The 15,526-nt window shown below is 68.0% G+C and carries 17 protein-coding genes; 8 read left to right on the forward strand and 9 right to left on the reverse strand.

Going from position 1 to position 15,526, the window contains the following annotated elements:
* Positions 1–50: 50 nt before the first annotated feature.
* Genes F3087_RS10050 through F3087_RS10075 form a run of 6 tightly spaced genes read right to left on the reverse strand, consistent with a single transcriptional unit; the run spans position 51 to position 5,652 of the window.
* Positions 51–1,655: an acyl-CoA synthetase gene (locus tag F3087_RS10050; RefSeq protein ID WP_150401555.1), complete on the reverse strand. Its 1,605-nt coding sequence runs from the start codon at positions 1,653–1,655 to the stop codon at positions 51–53.
* Positions 1,656–1,681: 26 nt separating this feature from the next.
* Positions 1,682–2,923, reverse strand: coding sequence for a hypothetical protein (locus F3087_RS10055; RefSeq protein ID WP_396897542.1), 1,242 nt, complete (start codon positions 2,921–2,923; stop codon positions 1,682–1,684).
* A 5-nt stretch (positions 2,924–2,928) separates the two neighbouring features.
* Positions 2,929–3,471, reverse strand: a complete 543-nt coding sequence (locus F3087_RS10060; RefSeq protein ID WP_150401557.1) for a Cif family virulence factor — start codon at positions 3,469–3,471, stop codon at positions 2,929–2,931.
* The gene (locus F3087_RS10065) at positions 3,471–3,677 is read right to left on the reverse strand and encodes a ferredoxin (RefSeq protein ID WP_150401558.1); all 207 of its coding nucleotides are present in this window, start codon (positions 3,675–3,677) and stop codon (positions 3,471–3,473) included. Before F3087_RS10065 ends, F3087_RS10060 begins: the two co-directional genes overlap by 1 nt.
* Entirely contained in the window at positions 3,674–4,450 is a 777-nt protein-coding gene (locus F3087_RS10070) for an SDR family oxidoreductase (RefSeq protein WP_150401559.1), read from the reverse strand. Before F3087_RS10070 ends, F3087_RS10065 begins: the two co-directional genes overlap by 4 nt.
* A complete protein-coding gene (locus tag F3087_RS10075) occupies positions 4,450–5,652 on the reverse strand; it encodes a cytochrome P450 (protein ID WP_223884967.1) in 1,203 nt (400 codons plus the stop codon). Before F3087_RS10075 ends, F3087_RS10070 begins: the two co-directional genes overlap by 1 nt.
* A gap of 301 nt (positions 5,653–5,953) precedes the next feature.
* Between F3087_RS10075 and F3087_RS10080 the strand changes: the two genes are divergently transcribed.
* The 6 genes from F3087_RS10080 to F3087_RS10105 are packed head-to-tail and all read left to right on the forward strand — an operon-like array spanning position 5,954 to position 11,543.
* Positions 5,954–7,423 carry an aldehyde dehydrogenase gene (locus tag F3087_RS10080; RefSeq protein WP_150401560.1) on the forward strand — a complete coding sequence of 490 codons (1,470 nt, stop codon included), beginning with the start codon at positions 5,954–5,956 and terminating at the stop codon, positions 7,421–7,423.
* 14 nt (positions 7,424–7,437) lie between these two features.
* A complete protein-coding gene (locus tag F3087_RS10085) occupies positions 7,438–8,187 on the forward strand; it encodes an SDR family oxidoreductase (RefSeq protein WP_150401561.1) in 750 nt (249 codons plus the stop codon).
* Positions 8,184–9,053, forward strand: a complete 870-nt coding sequence (locus F3087_RS10090; protein WP_150401562.1) for an NAD(P)-dependent oxidoreductase — start codon at positions 8,184–8,186, stop codon at positions 9,051–9,053. The genes F3087_RS10085 and F3087_RS10090 overlap by 4 nt, the downstream gene beginning before the upstream one ends.
* Positions 9,050–9,454: a carboxymuconolactone decarboxylase family protein gene (locus F3087_RS10095; RefSeq protein WP_150401563.1), complete on the forward strand. Its 405-nt coding sequence runs from the start codon at positions 9,050–9,052 to the stop codon at positions 9,452–9,454. Before F3087_RS10090 ends, F3087_RS10095 begins: the two co-directional genes overlap by 4 nt.
* Before the next feature lie 12 nt (positions 9,455–9,466).
* Positions 9,467–10,936 (forward strand): FAD-dependent oxidoreductase, encoded by a 1,470-nt coding sequence (locus F3087_RS10100; protein WP_150401564.1) that lies wholly within the window; start codon positions 9,467–9,469, stop codon positions 10,934–10,936.
* Between the two features lie 28 nt (positions 10,937–10,964).
* Entirely contained in the window at positions 10,965–11,543 is a 579-nt protein-coding gene (locus tag F3087_RS10105; RefSeq protein WP_150401565.1) for a TetR/AcrR family transcriptional regulator, read from the forward strand.
* Here F3087_RS10105 and F3087_RS10110 read toward each other — a convergent pair.
* Positions 11,536–11,733: a hypothetical protein gene (locus F3087_RS10110; protein ID WP_150401566.1), complete on the reverse strand. Its 198-nt coding sequence runs from the start codon at positions 11,731–11,733 to the stop codon at positions 11,536–11,538. The genes F3087_RS10105 and F3087_RS10110 overlap by 8 nt on opposite strands.
* 167 nt (positions 11,734–11,900) lie before the next feature.
* Between F3087_RS10110 and F3087_RS10115 the strand changes: the two genes are divergently transcribed.
* Positions 11,901–12,917: a GlxA family transcriptional regulator gene (locus tag F3087_RS10115; protein ID WP_191093879.1), complete on the forward strand. Its 1,017-nt coding sequence runs from the start codon at positions 11,901–11,903 to the stop codon at positions 12,915–12,917.
* On the opposite strand, the gene F3087_RS10120 is transcribed toward F3087_RS10115, so the two are convergent.
* Positions 12,866–13,309 carry a nuclear transport factor 2 family protein gene (locus F3087_RS10120; protein ID WP_150401567.1) on the reverse strand — a complete coding sequence of 148 codons (444 nt, stop codon included), beginning with the start codon at positions 13,307–13,309 and terminating at the stop codon, positions 12,866–12,868. The two genes, F3087_RS10115 and F3087_RS10120, sit on opposite strands and share 52 nt — an antisense overlap.
* Positions 13,310–13,525: 216 nt before the next feature.
* On the opposite strand from F3087_RS10120, the gene F3087_RS10125 reads away from it, so the two are divergent.
* Positions 13,526–15,112: a GMC family oxidoreductase gene (locus F3087_RS10125; protein WP_191093880.1), complete on the forward strand. Its 1,587-nt coding sequence runs from the start codon at positions 13,526–13,528 to the stop codon at positions 15,110–15,112.
* Between the two features lies 1 nt (position 15,113).
* Here the strand turns inward: F3087_RS10125 and F3087_RS10130 are convergent, their stop codons facing one another.
* Positions 15,114–15,461 (reverse strand): DoxX family protein, encoded by a 348-nt coding sequence (locus F3087_RS10130; RefSeq protein ID WP_150401568.1) that lies wholly within the window; start codon positions 15,459–15,461, stop codon positions 15,114–15,116.
* Between the last annotated feature and the right edge of the window lie 65 nt (positions 15,462–15,526).

Raw genomic sequence — 15,526 nt, forward strand, 5'->3', positions numbered from 1 at the left:
TTAGAACACGTTCCTATTGCCCGGCGTGGGCGTTCGCGCAGTCTCATGGCTCAGTCCGCCTGATAGTCCGGCGCGTGCCGCACGGTGTAGTCCTTGGCCCAGCGGTAGTCCGGCTTGCCGCTGGGGGCGCGGGCGATGACCTCGGCCAGCCAGATCCGCTTGGGCACCTTGTACCCGGCCAGGTGCTTGCGGACGTGCGCGGTCAGCTCGGCGAAATCGACCGGCCCGGTCACCGAGACCACCGCGGCGACCTGCCGGCCCCATCGCTCGTGCGGGACGCCGACCACCACCGCGTCGTAGATGCCGTCGTGCGCCTTGACCACGCTCTCGACCTCTTCGACGAAGACCTTCTCGCCGCCGGTGTTCACCACCATGTTGCCGCGGCCGAGCAGCGTGACCGACCCGTCGGCCTCGATCCGCGCGCGATCGTCGGTGACCACGATGCGCACGCCGTCGACCGTCTTGAACAGCTTGTCGGTCTTGACCGAATCCTTGTAGTAGCCGAGTGGGATCGACCCGCTCTTCGCCAGCCACCCCTCCTCGCCGGGCCGCACGGGCCGCCCGTCGTCGTCGACCACGATCGACCCGCGACCGATCTGCACCCGCGGCCCACGCCCGGGGTCGTCGTCCTTCTGCACGAAACCCATTCCGCCGAAACCGGTTTCCGAGGAGCCGATGGAGTCGGTGACGGCCAGCGCCGGAAACAGTTCCAGGAGTTCGTTCTTCACCGGTTGCGACAGCAGCGCGGCGCCGGAACCGATGGCGAGCAGCCCGGACGCGTCCACGGGTGCGGCGCGGTAGGCGTCGAGCAGCGGGCGCGCCATGGCGTCGCCGGTGATGACCATGACCTGCGGGCGATGCCGAACGACCGCCTGCCACACCAGATTCGCGTCGAATCGCGGTTCGAAGAGCGCGGCCTTGCCGGACCAGAGGGCGGCGAAGGTCGGCATCATGGCGGCCGCGTGGATCAGCGGCGGCAGCACGAACCAGGTGCTCTGCGCCCCCTGCGCGCCGACCCGGGACTGTTCGTATTCGTCGGCCACCGGGACGCCGGTGTAGAAGTCGATGCCGCCGCCGAGCACCCGCCACATGTCTTCCTGACGCCACATCACGCCCTTGGGCAGGCCCGTGGTGCCGCCGGTGTACATCATGAACAGGTCGTCGGCGCTGCGCTCGGGGAAGTCGCGCTCGGCGGAACCGGCGGCGAGCGCGTCCTCGTAGTGCACGGCGTCGACCGGCGGGTCGGCGTCGAGGGTGTCGTCGGGCACCACGATGCCGTGGTGCAGCGAGCGGATCCGTGCGGCGGCCGCGTGCACCGCCGTCGCATAGGACGAGTGGTAGACCAGTGCGCGGAGGTCGGCGTTGTCGTAGACGTAGCGCAGTTCCTCGACGCCGTAGCGATAGTTGATGTTGATCGGCACGGCCCGGACCTTGAAGCAGGCGAGCAGCGTCTCCATGGTCTCGATGCCGTTGTGCATCTGGAATCCGACGTGGGTGCCCGCGCGGATCCCCGCGGCCGTCAGGTGCGCGGCCAGCCGGTTCGCCCGGGCATCGACCTCGGCGAAGGTCAGGCGGCGCTCGCCGGCCAGCAGTGCGACCCGATCGGGCATCGCGTCGACGGAATGCTCGAACAGGTCGGCGAAGTTACGTGCCACGGCAATTCACTCTCTCGATACGGATCTCACACCACCGTCAGCGGCAGCGGGATACCGCGGTCGGTGAAGGCGAAAGCGGCGCCGGTGCTGAACCGGGTCAGCGCGACCTCGGTCGACTCGCGGACGGGTCGCTCGCCGCGGACCAGCTCGACGGTCAGCTCCTGGTCGGTGGAATCGACTGCGTGGGCGGCGAATCGAGGGTTCACGGCGCGGGCCATCGCGTCGATCGGAGCGAGGTGGTCGGCATCGATCAAGGCCGGCCAGGCACCGTCGGACTGCGCGTCGCTGTCGTGCGGGATGGTCAGCCGGACGTTGCCGCCTTCGGTAACGCGAATATCCGTGTAGGGCAGCGGATTCCAGGCCGGATGCAGACGCAGCACGGTCGCCAACGCGGCCGCGTCGTCGCCGAGGTTCAGCGCGTTGCGCAGTCGTTCGGCGGTGAGCCCGGCGATGCCCGCGAACTGCTTGCGGCACAGCGTGATCGCCGCCGCCGGAGCGAGCCGGGAACGCAGCGCGATCAGGAAACCGAGGGTCAGCAGATGGTGTTGCAGGCAGACCTCGTCGGCCATGCGCACCAGCGCCGACTTCGAGAAGTCCGGGAAGCGCAGGTCACTCAACAGCGGGCCCGCGTAGTCGCAGCGCCCCTCGTTTTCGGGATCGATGTCGGCGAGCACCAGCCGCGCGGCCGCGGATTCCGCGATCAGGGCGGTGTTCGGCGGGACCTGCGGCGGTACGTGCGCGGCGTCGATGGTAACTGTCCACGCACACATCGGTTTTCGGTCGGCAGGCCGACGTGGCGGACGATGGATCGGCCGCACCTGGGCGTGCGGATTGGTGGCCAGCGCGGTCGCGTCGAAGGTCGGATCCTCGATGTCGTGGCACATCGCCAGCACGAAGTCGTCGCCCATCGGCTCCACGTCCAGCAGCGCACCGCAATGATCGAGCCAGAACTCGCCGTGATCGCGGTCGTCGACCCGGAACCGGAAGTCCATGAATTGTGGTGGGGCACCGATATCCAGCTGCAAACCCTTGAAGATGGTTACTACGTCGTCGCCGCTGAACCCGAACGCGCGTTGCATGCGCCGGGTGTAGATCGGACTGGCCAGCTGCCACTCTTCGATCGCGACGGCGGTCATCCCGCCCCGGCCGAACGCCGCGATGGTGTGGGCCATGCCGGAGCGGTCGATCAGATGGCCGCACAGCAGCAGCTCGGGCAGCAGTGTGGCGAGCTGTGCCCGCGACAGCTGCTCGAAGTTGCTCCCCGGCAAGGCATTCACCACAGCGAGGCCGGGCCTTCGCCGACCGGATACCACCCGGGCAGCGGTCCGGCGCCCGCGCGTTCGATGCGCTTCTGCATGCCGGCGGGCAGCACCTTGCCGGTGATCATCTCCAGGAACATGTGCGAGACGTTGCCGAAATCGAAGAAGTCACGCTGCCACGACCATTGGTAGTCGCCGCCGTAGCGGAACCAGCTGCCGCCGATGCCCTCGGGCGAAAACGGCCGCCCGTCCGGGCGTTTCACCTCCGACACCTGTTTCCAGAAGCCGATGACGGTGCCGCTGCGGTCGTCGACGACGAACTCCTGATACGGATAGGTCCAGCCGTCGAGTCCCTGCATCTCCTGACCGAGGGCGAGCTCGCGGATCTCGTCGCGGCCGACGGCCATGAATTCCTGGGTGGGACCGTAGTTCCAGCCGTAGGTGGCGTCCTCGGTGTACATCTGCGCCAACGGCTTCCAGTCGCCCTTCTCCTCGCAGCGCTGGTTCTCGATCAGCCAGCGCCGGACCATCTCGTCCAGCTCGTCCCGCGCGACCATCACCGGCCACCTTCCGTCGGAGCAAGCGACAACGCTTGCGTCGGGCAATATTCGATGGCGCGCTCGATGTCGGCACGATCGGCGGGTTCCGTTGTGTCCATCAGGATTTCGACTTGGCCGTGCTTGGGCACGCGGAACGCGTCCGGCGCCTCCTCCTGGCAGACCGCATGCCCCTGGCACAGGTCCAGATCGGCGATGACTCTCACTGACGCACCTTCGCTTCCGGCTGAACCTCGACGAGTACGAGATGCGCACCGCGCGGGGTGGACACCACGGCCGCCACGGCCGCGGCAAGGTCGCTCGGTCGCAACATGTTCGGATGCCGGGCGAACCCCCAGTCCTTCCACGCCTCCAGCAGCGGCCCGACGACCTCCGGCGTGGAATTCATGCCCATGCCGGTCAGCGTCGGCCCTGGGCGCACCAGCGAAGCGCGAATCCCGGTGCCCTCCAGTTCCATTCGCATCTGCTGGGCCATCGCCTCCAGACCGGCCTTGGCGGCGCTGTAGGCACCGGTGCGCGGCCGCGGCTCGGGAGCGCAGTCGGAACTGATCAACACGATGTCGCCGCGCTGACGCTCGAGCATGCCGGGCAGCACCCGGTGCACCAGCCGATGCGCACCGATCAGGTGCACGTCGACCTGCGCCAGGAACCGTTCCGGGTCCATCTCGTGCACCGGCGAGAACTCGATGTCCCCGGCGCTGGAGACCAGAATCTCGATGGGGCCCAACGCTTTCTCGGCCGCGGTCACGAATTCGTCGATCGACGCGGCGTCGGTGACGTCCAGGCGGTGCGCGAACGCCTCGCCGCCGTCGGCGCGGATCTTGTCCGCTAGTTCCGCGCACTGCTCGACCCGCCGCGCGCCGAGCGCGACCGGATACCCGAGTTCGGCGAGCGCGGCGGCGGTGCCTGCGCCGATGCCGGAGGACGCGCCGGCCACCAGCACCGGACGGCGCGGCGGATGGGGTTCGAATCGGGGCATTATCTCGCCTCCACGACGATGGGGAGTTTGGCGAAGCCGCGCACATTCGACGAATGCACGCGCACCACACCGGTATCGACGACGCCGTACGACCGCACGCGGGAAGCGAATTCGCGCAGCGCGACCGTCGCCTCCAGCCGGGCCAGGTGCGCGCCGAGGCAGTAGTGCACGCCCGCACCGAAACTCGCCAGCCCGGCCTTGTCGGCGCGATCGATCCGATAGCTGTCGCCGTCGTCGAACACGGCCGGATCGCGGTTGGCCGAGCCGATCAGCAGCAGCACCTTCGCGCCGGCCGGGATGGTGCCGCCGTGATAGTCCAGATCCGCGGTGGCCGAGCGCGCGATCACCTGGCTGGAAGTGTCGTAGCGCAGCGTCTCCTCCACCCAATCCGGCACGTGCGCGGGTTCCGCCGCGACCTTGGCGTACTCCCCCGGATTGCGCGCACCCCAGTACAGCGCGTTGCCGAGCAGCTTGGTCGTGGTCTCGTTGCCCGCGACCACCATCAGGAACAGGAACCCGATGATTTCCTCGTCGGACAGGGTGTCACCGTCGACGTCGGCCTCCAGCAGCGCCGAGGTCAGATCCGCGCTCGGCGTGCGCTTTCGCTCGGCCACCATCTCGGTGTAGTAGGTGAGCAGTTTGATCGAGGCCTCGATGGCGGCCGGCGGAATGTCGAGCACGCCGTCGTCGCGGTGCACGACCAGGTCGGCGAGCCTGCGGATTTCGACCCGATCGCAGGCGGGTACGCCCATCAGCTCGGAGATGACGTCCATCGGCAGCTTGCCCGCGACCTCGTCGATCCAGTCGAACGCCCCTTCGGCGATGGCGGGCTCGAGGTAGGACAGCGTCAATTCCTGGATCCGGCCCTGCATTTCGGCCACTCGCTTCGGCGTGAACCCCTTGAAGACCAGTCGGCGCATGCGCAGGTGCCGCGGATCGTCCATGGCCAGGAACGACATCACCCGGTGCGCGTGCGGTCCCCAGGCGGCCGGATCGAGGGAGACGCCGTTGGCGCTGGACAACCGGGCGCTGTCCCGGAATCCGTTGGTCACGTCGGTGTGCCGGGACAGCGCCCAGAAATCCAGCTCGGCGTTGTAGTAGAGCGGCGCCTCGGTGCGCAGCCGGTGATAGGTCGGGTACGGGTCCTCGTGGAACCGGTAGTCGTACGGATCGAACGTCAAAGGTTCCAACGCGGCCGTCACGACACCCACCCACCATTCGAGAACAAGTTCTCTCGACCGGTGAACAGCAGCGAACCGGGCAGAGACACATAGCTGGACATGTGTCTGGACGGTACCATCGGCTGTCACCTCCGACAACGTTTCCGGTGGTTTAACCACACCATCGCGCACGATCCCGTCGACTCGCCCGAGAACCGCACAGATTCCGCGACGACCACCCGGACCCTTGGTCCAGAATGACAGAGTTAGAACCTGTTCTTGCCTGAAATCGACGCCGGAGACTATATTCCGTACACCTGTCCAGACAGCATCGGAGAATCGCATGACCAGCCTTCTGCCCGCCGACGGTGCGCGCCTGCTGATCGGCGGCAAGCTCGTCGAGGGCGGGGACGGCGTCTTCGCCACGATCAACCCGGCGACCGAGGAGGCCCTGGGCCAGGCCGCGAACGCGAACGCCGCCGACCTGGATGCCGCGGTCACCGCCGCCCGCACCGCCTTCGACCAGACCGACTGGTCCCGCGACCACGCCTTCCGCGCGCACTGCCTCGAACAACTGCGCACCGCACTGCAATCCCACATCGAAGAACTGCGCGAGCTCACCATCGCCGAAGCGGGCGCACCCGCCATGTTCACCCGCGGTCCGCAGCTGGAAGGCCCCGTCGCCGACCTCGCCTACTCCGCGTCGCTCGCCGAAACCTACAGCTGGGAAACGGATCTCGGCGTGGCGGAACCGATGGGCATCAAGACCCGCCGGGTGCTGCGCCGCGAGCCGGTCGGCGTGGTCGGCGCGATCACCCCGTGGAACTTCCCGCACCAGATCACCTTCGCCAAGCTCGGTCCCGCGCTCGCGGCCGGAAACACGGTGGTGTTCAAGCCCGCTCCGGACACGCCGTGGTGCGCGGCGGCAGTCGGCGCGATCCTCGCCGAGGAGACCGACATCCCGGCCGGTGTGGTGAACATCGTGACCTCCGCCGACCATGGGCTCGGCGCGCAACTCACCGAGCACCCGCTGGTCGACCTGATCAGCTTCACCGGTTCGACGCAGACCGGTCGCGCCGTGATGCGCGGCGCCGCAACAACACTCAAGAAGGCATTCCTGGAACTGGGTGGCAAGTCGGCGTTCATCGTGCTCGACGACGCGAACATCGCGGGAGCCTGTGCCGTGGCAGCGTTTTCGGTGTGCGTGCACGCCGGGCAAGGCTGCGCGATCACCACCCGGCTGCTCGTTCCGCGCGCCGCCTACGACGAGGCAGTGCAGGCGGCCGCTGCGACCATCGCCGGGATCAAGCCGGGCAATCCGGCCGAGTCGCGCACAGTGTGCGGGCCACTCATCTCCGAACGGCAACGCGCCAGAGTCGAGCGTTACCTGGATATCGCCCGCTCGGAAGGCGGCCGCATCGTGGTCGGCGGCGGCCGACCGAAGAACCAGGAGCGCGGCTTCTTCATCGAACCGACGCTGATCGCCGACGTCCCCAACACCGCGACCGTCGCCCGCGAGGAGATCTTCGGCCCCGTCCTGGTGGTCATCCCCCACGACGGCGACGACGACGCCATCCGGCTGGCCAACGACTCCCCCTACGGCCTGTCCGGCTCGGTCTGGGGCACCGACCCGGATCGAATCCGCCGCGTCACCAACGGCGTTCGCACCGGGACGCTGAGCGTCAACGGCGGCGTCTGGTACTCCGCCGACGCGCCCTTCGGCGGCTACAAGCAGTCCGGCATCGGCCGGGAGATGGGCGTCGCCGGGTTCGAGGAATACCTGGAAACCAAGCTGATCGCGACCGCTGGATAAGAGGAGCACCCTTCATGGCCCGTTTCGCGGGAAGATCCGTCATCGTCACCGGCGCCGCCCAGGGCATCGGCGCCGCCTACGCCGCGGCGCTGGCCGCCGAGGGCGCGAAAGTCGTTGTCGCCGACAAGAATGCCGAGGGCGGCCGGGCGGTCGTGGAGAAGATCACCGCCGACGGCGGGACCGCGCTGTTCGGTCCGGTCGACGTCGCCGACCCCGAATCCGCCGCCGCCCTGGCCGAATTGACGGTCGCCGAGTTCGGCGGCATCGATCACCTGGTCAACAACGCCGCCATCTACGGCGAGATGAAGCTCAACCTGCTGCTCACTGTGCCGTGGGACTACTACAAGAAATTCATGAGCGTGAACATGGACGGCGCGCTGAACATGACCCGCGCGGTCTGGCCGCACATGCGCAAGGCGGGCGGCTCGATCGTCAACCAATCCTCCACCGCCGCATGGACTTACTCCAGCTTCTACGGCTTGGCCAAGGTCGGAATCAACGGCCTCACCCAGCAGCTGGCCTTCGAACTCGGCGGCTCGAACATCCGGATCAACGCCATCGCCCCCGGCCCCATCGACACCGACGCGACCAAGACCGTGACCCCCGCGGCCATCGTCGAGGACATGGTGAACCGGTTGCCGCTCAAGCGAATGGGCACACCGGCGGACCTCGTCGGCGCGTGCCTGTACCTGCTCTCCGACGAGGCGAGCTGGGTCACCGGCCAGATCTTCAATGTCGATGGCGGACAGGTGTTTCGCGCATGACCGACGCCACGATCGGCTTCATCGGACTCGGCTCGATGGGCGCGCCGATGGCCGAACGACTGCTCGACTGGCCGGGCGGGCTGACCGTCTGCGATGTCCGTGCCGAGGCGGTGCAGCCGTACACCGAGGCCGGGGCCGATTCCGACTCCTCACCGGCGGAGGTCGCCGACCGGGCGACGATTATCTCGGTGGCGGTAGTGAATGACGCGCAGGTTCGCGACGTGATCACCGGCCCCGAAGGGATATTGCGCAGTGCCGCACCGGGAACCGTGGTGGCCGTGCACTCCACCATCAGCGACCAGACCGCCGAGGAACTCGCCGGCGAATGCGCCACGCACGGTGTCGAATTCGTCGACGCACCGGTGAGCGGTGGCCGACCGGGCGCGGCGAAAGGCACGCTCGCGGTCATGGTCGGCGGCAGCGAGGCAGCGTTCGCGCGGGTGCAAGCACCGTTCGGCTGCTTCGCCGACCTGATCGTGCACGCCGGCCCGGTCGGTGCCGGAACCCGAATGAAGCTGGCGCGCAACCTTGTCCACTTCGTCTCCTTCACCGCCGTCACCGAGGCGCTGCGCCTGGCCGAGGCGGCCGGGCTCGATATCACCGTGCTCGGCAAGGTCGTCCGGCATTCCGACGCCGTCACCGGCGGCCCCGGCGCGATCATGCTGCGGAAAACCGCCGCCCCCATCGAGGACGGCGACTTCTGGCTACCGATCTTCCAGCACGTACGCGACCTCGGCGAAAAAGACCTCAGCCTCGCCCTCGACCTCGCCGCTCGGCTCGACCTCCCACTCCCCCTCACCGAACTCGCCCTCGACCACCTGGGTCCGGGGCTCGGCGTCGGCGCCTCCGAAAGGCAAACCCAATGACCGACAACGGTTCCGCCGATTCCGTGCGCGAGCGCGGCCTGGCCAAGATGGCCGAGGTGTATGGCACCGAGTTCCAGGACTATCCCGGCAGTCACTTCGCCGTCACCGCCGATCACCTCTTCGCCGACATCTGGTCGCGCCCTGCGCTGTCCGTTCGCGACCGCAGGCTGATTCTGCTCGGCGCGCTCACCGCGCAGGGCGCGATCGATACCGCGGGCATCCAGATCGGCGCCGCGCTGCGCAACGAGGAATTGACCGAGGAGCAGTTGCACGAGATCGCGGTGTTCCTCTGCCACTACGTAGGTTGGCCGAACGGCACCAAACTCGACCTCCTGGTGGGCACCATTGTGGCGCAACAGAAGAAGGCCGCCCGTCAGCAACAAGCCGATCGCACCGAGTGAAGGACCCGAAACATGTCTGATGCCAGCACCCTTCGACCGTTGCGCGCGAGCAGCGTCACCGAGTGGGACCAGCAGGCCGACGTCGTCGTCGCCGGTTACGGCATCGCCGGGGTCTGCGCGGCGATCGAGGCCGCCCGTGCGGGCGCCGACGTGCTGATCCTGGAGCGCACCGGCGGCTGGGGCGGCGCGGCCGCTATGGCGGGCGGATTCATCTATCTGGGCGGTGGTACCCCGCTGCAGCAGGCGCTCGGCTTCGAGGACACCCCGGAGAACATGGAGACGTTCCTGCTGGCGGCACTGGGCCCCGGCGTGGACAAGGCCAAGATCGCAGACTACGCCCGCGGCAGCGTCGAGCACTACAACTGGCTCGTGGCCAACGGCGTCCCGTTCCGCGAGGCCTTCTGGGGCGAGCCGGGCTGGGAACCGCCGCACGACGAAGGCCTGATGTACTCCGGCGGCGAGAACGCCGCACCGTTCAACGCGATCGCGAAACCCGCTCCGCGCGGCCATGTTCCGCAGATGGCGGACAAGAAGATCGGCCGCAAGAGCGGCGGCTACATGCTGATGAAACCGCTGGCCGAAACCGCCGAATCGCTCGGTGTCCGCGTCGAATACGACCTGCGGCTCGGCCGGCTGATCGTGGACGACGACGATCGCGTCGTCGGGGTGATTGCCAAGCGCTACGGCAAGGAGGTGGCGATCCGCGCCGACCGCGGCCTGGTCCTGGCCACCGGCAGCTTCGCCTATCACCAGCAGATGATCGAGGGCTACGCACCGCGCCTGATCGGCAGGCCGGCCGCCGCGATCGAGGAACACGACGGCATCGGCATCCGGGTCGCGCAGGCGCTCGGCGCGGAGCTGGCGCACATGGACGCGACCGAGGTGGCGTTCTTCGGCGACCCGCAGCTGGTGGCGCGCGGCATCCTGGTCAACGGGCGCGGCCAGCGGTTCATCGCCGAGGACACCTACCCCGGACGGATCGGCCAGGCGACGCTGATTCAGCAGGAGAACCAGGCGTTCCTGGTCATCGATGAGGCGTCCTATGAGGCCGGACTCGCTACCGAGACCTCCACCCCGTTCTTCCGGCAGCCGCCGACCTGGGCGGCCGAAACGGTGGCGGAGCTCGAGGCCGACATGGGTCTGCCCACACTCGCGTTGCAGGCCACCGTCGACTGCTACAACCTGCACGCCGCCGACGGCAAGGACCCGCTGCTCGGCAAGAAGCCGGAATGGGTTCGGCCCCTGCAAGGTTCGCTGGCAGCGTTCGACATGCGCGGATTCACCGCGGGTTTCACCCTCGGCGGACTGCGCACCGATCTGGACTCGCGGGTGCTGCACGTCTCCGGCGAGCCGATCCCCGGATTGTTCGCCGCCGGACGCTGCACCTCCGGACTCTGCGCCGGCGGCTACGTGAGCGGGGCGTCCCTGGGCGACGGCAGCTTCTACGGCCGCCGGGCCGGCGTCGCCGCCGCGAAGAACTGACCCGCCCGCGGGAGTAGTATCCAGACACATGTCCGAACCCGATTCCGTGATTCTCGAGGCGACCCGCCGCAGGCTGTCCGGGAAGCAGGCCGACACCGTCGACAAGCTGACCAGGTCGGCGGTGGAAGTGCTTGCCCGCGAAGGGTTCGCGGGCATGACCATCCGGATGGTCGCCGCCGCGGCCGGCGTCGGGGCGGCCACCGCCTACACCTACTTCTCCTCGAAGGAACACCTGGTCGCCGAGATCTTCTGGCGCCGTTTGGTTTCCACTCCGTCCCCGGCCAGCGACGACCCGGACCCGACGGTCCGGGTGGTCGCCGAACTGCGCAACATCGCCCTGCTCGTGGCCGACGAACAGGAACTCTCCGGCGCGGTGACCAGCGCCCTGCTCGGCCGCGACCCCGACGTGGTGCACCTGCGCGGCCGGATCGGCGCCGAGATCCGCAAGCGGATCATCCGGGCCCTCGGCGAGAACGCGGATCCCGATGTGGTCGAGTCCCTCGAATTGCTCTACGCGGGCGCTCTGGTCCGCGCCGGCATGGGCTACGCGTCCTACTCCGAAATCGCCGACCGCATCGAGAAATCCGCGCTGCTCATCCTCACCTGACGACACCCAGCACCAGCGCCGCCGCGACCAGCACGTCGACCACCGCGCAGAACTCCGCGTACCAGCGCGGCACCATCAGGTCCGCGCGGTGATGCGCGAAATCCCAGATCGCGTGCGCGAGAAAGCCCGCGGCGAGCACCACCTGACCGGCCGTGCCGTCGACGAGCAGCAGGACCGCAGGGTCGGCCACCGTCGCTGCACGACGGCGAGCAGTGCGTTGTCCGGGGATACGGGAGTCGCGGTAGCTGATTCGAAGACCATGGCGTCACCGTCCTCCGGTACAGACCGCAGGACAACGATCCCGCCCGATGATGTCCGGAATCTTGGGAAGCCGGTCATTCGACGTACGCTGGACGGGTGCGCGCGCACGAAGTCGTCATCGTCGGTTACCACGACAGCGAGCTGGTCGAGATCTCCGCGGTCTCCAGCTGCATGGACGTGGCGAACCGGCTCGGCGCCGATCCGCAGTACCGGGTGCGGCTGGCCACGCCCGGCGGCCACGACATCAGCACCCAGTCCGGACTGGTGTTGCGCGGCGAAGTCTGCCTCGAACGCCTCACCGGACCGCTCGACACCCTGATCGTGGTCGGCGGCTTCGGCAGCCGGATCGCCGCGGACAGCGCCCGCACCGTCGGCCACATCCGCCGCCTCGCCGCGGCCAGCACCCGGGTCGCCTCGGTCTGCACCGGCGCCGAAATCCTCGCCGCCGCAGGACTACTCGACGGCAAGCGGATCACCACGCACTGGATCTTCGCCGACTGGCTGGCCGCCCGGTATCCGGCGGTCACCGTCGACGCGGGCCCGATCTACATCCGCCAGCAGGACGTGACCACGGCGGCCGGCGTGACCAGCGCCTTCGATCTCGCGCTGGCGTTCATCGAGGACGATCACGGCGCCGAGATCGCCCGGCAGATCGCCCGGGCACAGGTCACCTACCTGCATCGCCCGGGCAATCAGGCGCAGATGAGCATGTTCGTCGCGCCGCCGCCCGCCGATCACGACCTGGTCCGGCGGGCGGTGACCTTCATCAACAGCCGCCTCGACCAGGATCTGTCCGCGAGCGTGCTGGCGGCCGAAATCGGGGTCAGCGAACGGCATCTCACCCGATTGTTCGTCGCCGAGCTCGGCCACACGCCGGGTCGCTTCGTCCGGCGATCACGCACCGAGGCCGCGGCCCAGCTGCTGGCGGGCACGCGGCTGCCGATCGCGGGGATCGCCACCCGCTGCGGGTTCGGCTCGGCCGAAACACTGCGGCAGGCGTTCGTCGATCGGTACGGCACGTCGCCGTCGCGTTTCCGGGTGGCGTACGCGGCGACCGACGATCAGGATTCGGCGGGGATCGGCAGTTCGGTGAAGCCGAAGGCGACGAGCTGACGCACCGGGTCGTGATAACTGACCCATTCGCAGATCTTGCCGTCGCGGAAACGGAAGATATTGAGATAGTCGTTGCGGTACGGCCTGCCGGTTTCCCGAACGACCATGTCGCCCTTGACCTCGACCAGGAAGCTGTCGGGATTCAGCATGGGTTCGACATCGACCACCGATTGCGCGGTGGATGAGTAATTGTCCATCGCACCGTTCAATTGCCGGAGCTGGTCCTTGCCCTGCCCCTGATTCGGGAACCCCGGCAGCTGGTACGGAATCGACATCCGGACGTCGTCGGTGCACAGCTCGTACATCTTCTCGTACTGCGCCGTCGAGACGAATTCGTAGAACTGCCCGATCATCGCGATTTTGCGTTCGCGCTCGTCGTCGTACATATCCATCACAGCCTCTCGATCAAAGGGAACCGCATGGTCTCGGTTGAGGCTAACAATTAATACGACCGATCGATCGTTTTGTGACTGGCCTCACGCACCCCAATACCCTATCTGTTCCCCATCCGCCACACTCGGTGACTTCTATCCCGATGCGCCGAAATCGAACCCCGGTCCACCCCTTGCTCGTATCTTTGCCGTAGGCAGCGCAGATCGGAGTGGATAGTGCAACCAGGTGGGCTTATCGCGGACTACGTGATCGTCGGCGCCGGATCCGCGGGCGCGGTGCTGGCCAATCGGCTCAGTGCCGATCCGAATACCTCGGTCGTGCTGCTGGAGGCCGGGCCGCAGGACAAGAACAAATTCGCCCACATTCCCGCCGGTTTCGCGAAACTCTTTCGCTCCGAGGTGGATTGGGACTATCTGACCGAGCCGCAGCCGGAACTCAAGAACCGGCAGATCTATTGGCCGCGGGGCAAGATGTTCGGCGGATCGTCATCGATGAACGCGATGATGTGGGTGCGCGGTTTCCGCGCCGACTACGACGAGTGGGCGTTGCTGGCCGGCGAGGAGTGGGGTTTCGCGGCCGCGGTCGAGCAGTTCCGGCGGATCGAAAGCGTAGAGGACGCACAGTATCCGGACGAGGGCGCCAACGGGCCTTTGCATATTTCCCGCCAGCGCAGCCCCCGCGCGCTGACCGCCGCGTACCTGGCCGCGGTGCGGGAGGCGGGTTTCGACGTCGAGCCGCCGAATCGGCCGGAGCCGGAAGGCTTCAGCGAAACCATGGTCACCCAGCACGGCGGCAAGCGCTGGAGCACCGCGGACGGCTACCTGCGTCCCGCGCTGCGCCGGCCGAATCTGACCATCCGCACCGAGGCGCTGGCCACCCGCGTGCTGTTCGAGGGCACCCAGGCGGTCGGCGTCGAATATCACCAGGGCGGCGGCCCGCACACGGTCACCGCGCGCCGCGAGGTGGTGCTGTGCGGCGGCGCGATCAACAGCCCGCAGTTGCTGATGCTGTCCGGCATCGGCGACCGGGACGAGTTGGCGCGCCAGGGTATTCGCGCGCTGCGGCACGCGCCCGAGGTGGGCGCGAACCTCCAGGACCATCTGGTCACCGGCGTCGGCTACGGCGTGGCCGAGGACTCACTGTTCGCCGCGGAGAAACCGCGCCAACTGCTCGACTACCTGATCCGGCATCGCGGCATGCTCACCTCGAATGTCGGCGAGGCGTACGGATTCGTGCGCAGCCGGCCCGATCTGGACCTGCCGGACCTCGAAATGATCTTCGCCCCAGCGCCTTTCTACTACGAGGGCCTGGTCGATCCGACCGAGCACGGCGTCATCCTGGCCACCGTGCTGCTGCGCCCGCACAGCCGCGGCCGGATCACCCTGGCCTCCGCCGATCCGGCCGCCAAGCCGCTGATCGACCCGCGCTACCTCTCCGACAGCGCGGGCATCGACCGCGCGGCGCTCATGTCCGGCCTGCGCACCTGCACCGACATCGCCAACGCCCCGGCGATGAAAGCCGTACTCGGGCCGATCATCTACCCGCCGCAGGCCCCGGCCCAATTGGAAGCCACCCTCGAACTCACCCTGAACGGCTACTCGCACACCCTGTATCACCCGGTCGGCACCTGCCGGATGGGCACCGACGTGGCCAGCGTCGTCACGCCACAGCTGCAAGTGCGTGGCGTGCAGGGTCTTCGAGTAGCCGATGCCTCGGTGATGCCGCTGCTCATCCGCGGGCACACGCACGCGCCCGCCGTGTTCATCGGCGAGCAGGCGGCCAAGTTCATCCTGAACGGGTAGGTCAGGACGCGACGAACAAGACCAGCGACGCGGCGGCCAAGGCCAGATAGGGCATGGGATAGGCCAGGTCGCCGTAACCGCGGGCGCGGACGATGGTGAAGATCGCGCCGAAGAAATAGAGGACCAGGCAGATCGCGGCGGCCAATCCCAATGGCGGGACGGCGAGTCCGACGAGCAGGCCGACCGCGCCGGCCGCCTTGATCACCGCCAGTGGATACAGCGTCCAGTCCGGGATGCCGTAGCTGCGCATGTTGTCGCGCACCCATTGCGCGCGGAACACGTCGACGCCGGACGCGATCAGCATGGCGGCCGCCGCGGCGATGGTGACGATGACGTAAGCGATGGACATGGGTAATACCCTCCTGTTTGTGTGCTCGATCGACCGTGTGACGGATGGCCGAACGGAAAGGTGAC

The sequence above is a fragment of the Nocardia colli genome, from assembly GCF_008704205.1.
GTDB lineage: Bacteria > Actinomycetota > Actinomycetes > Mycobacteriales > Mycobacteriaceae > Nocardia > Nocardia colli.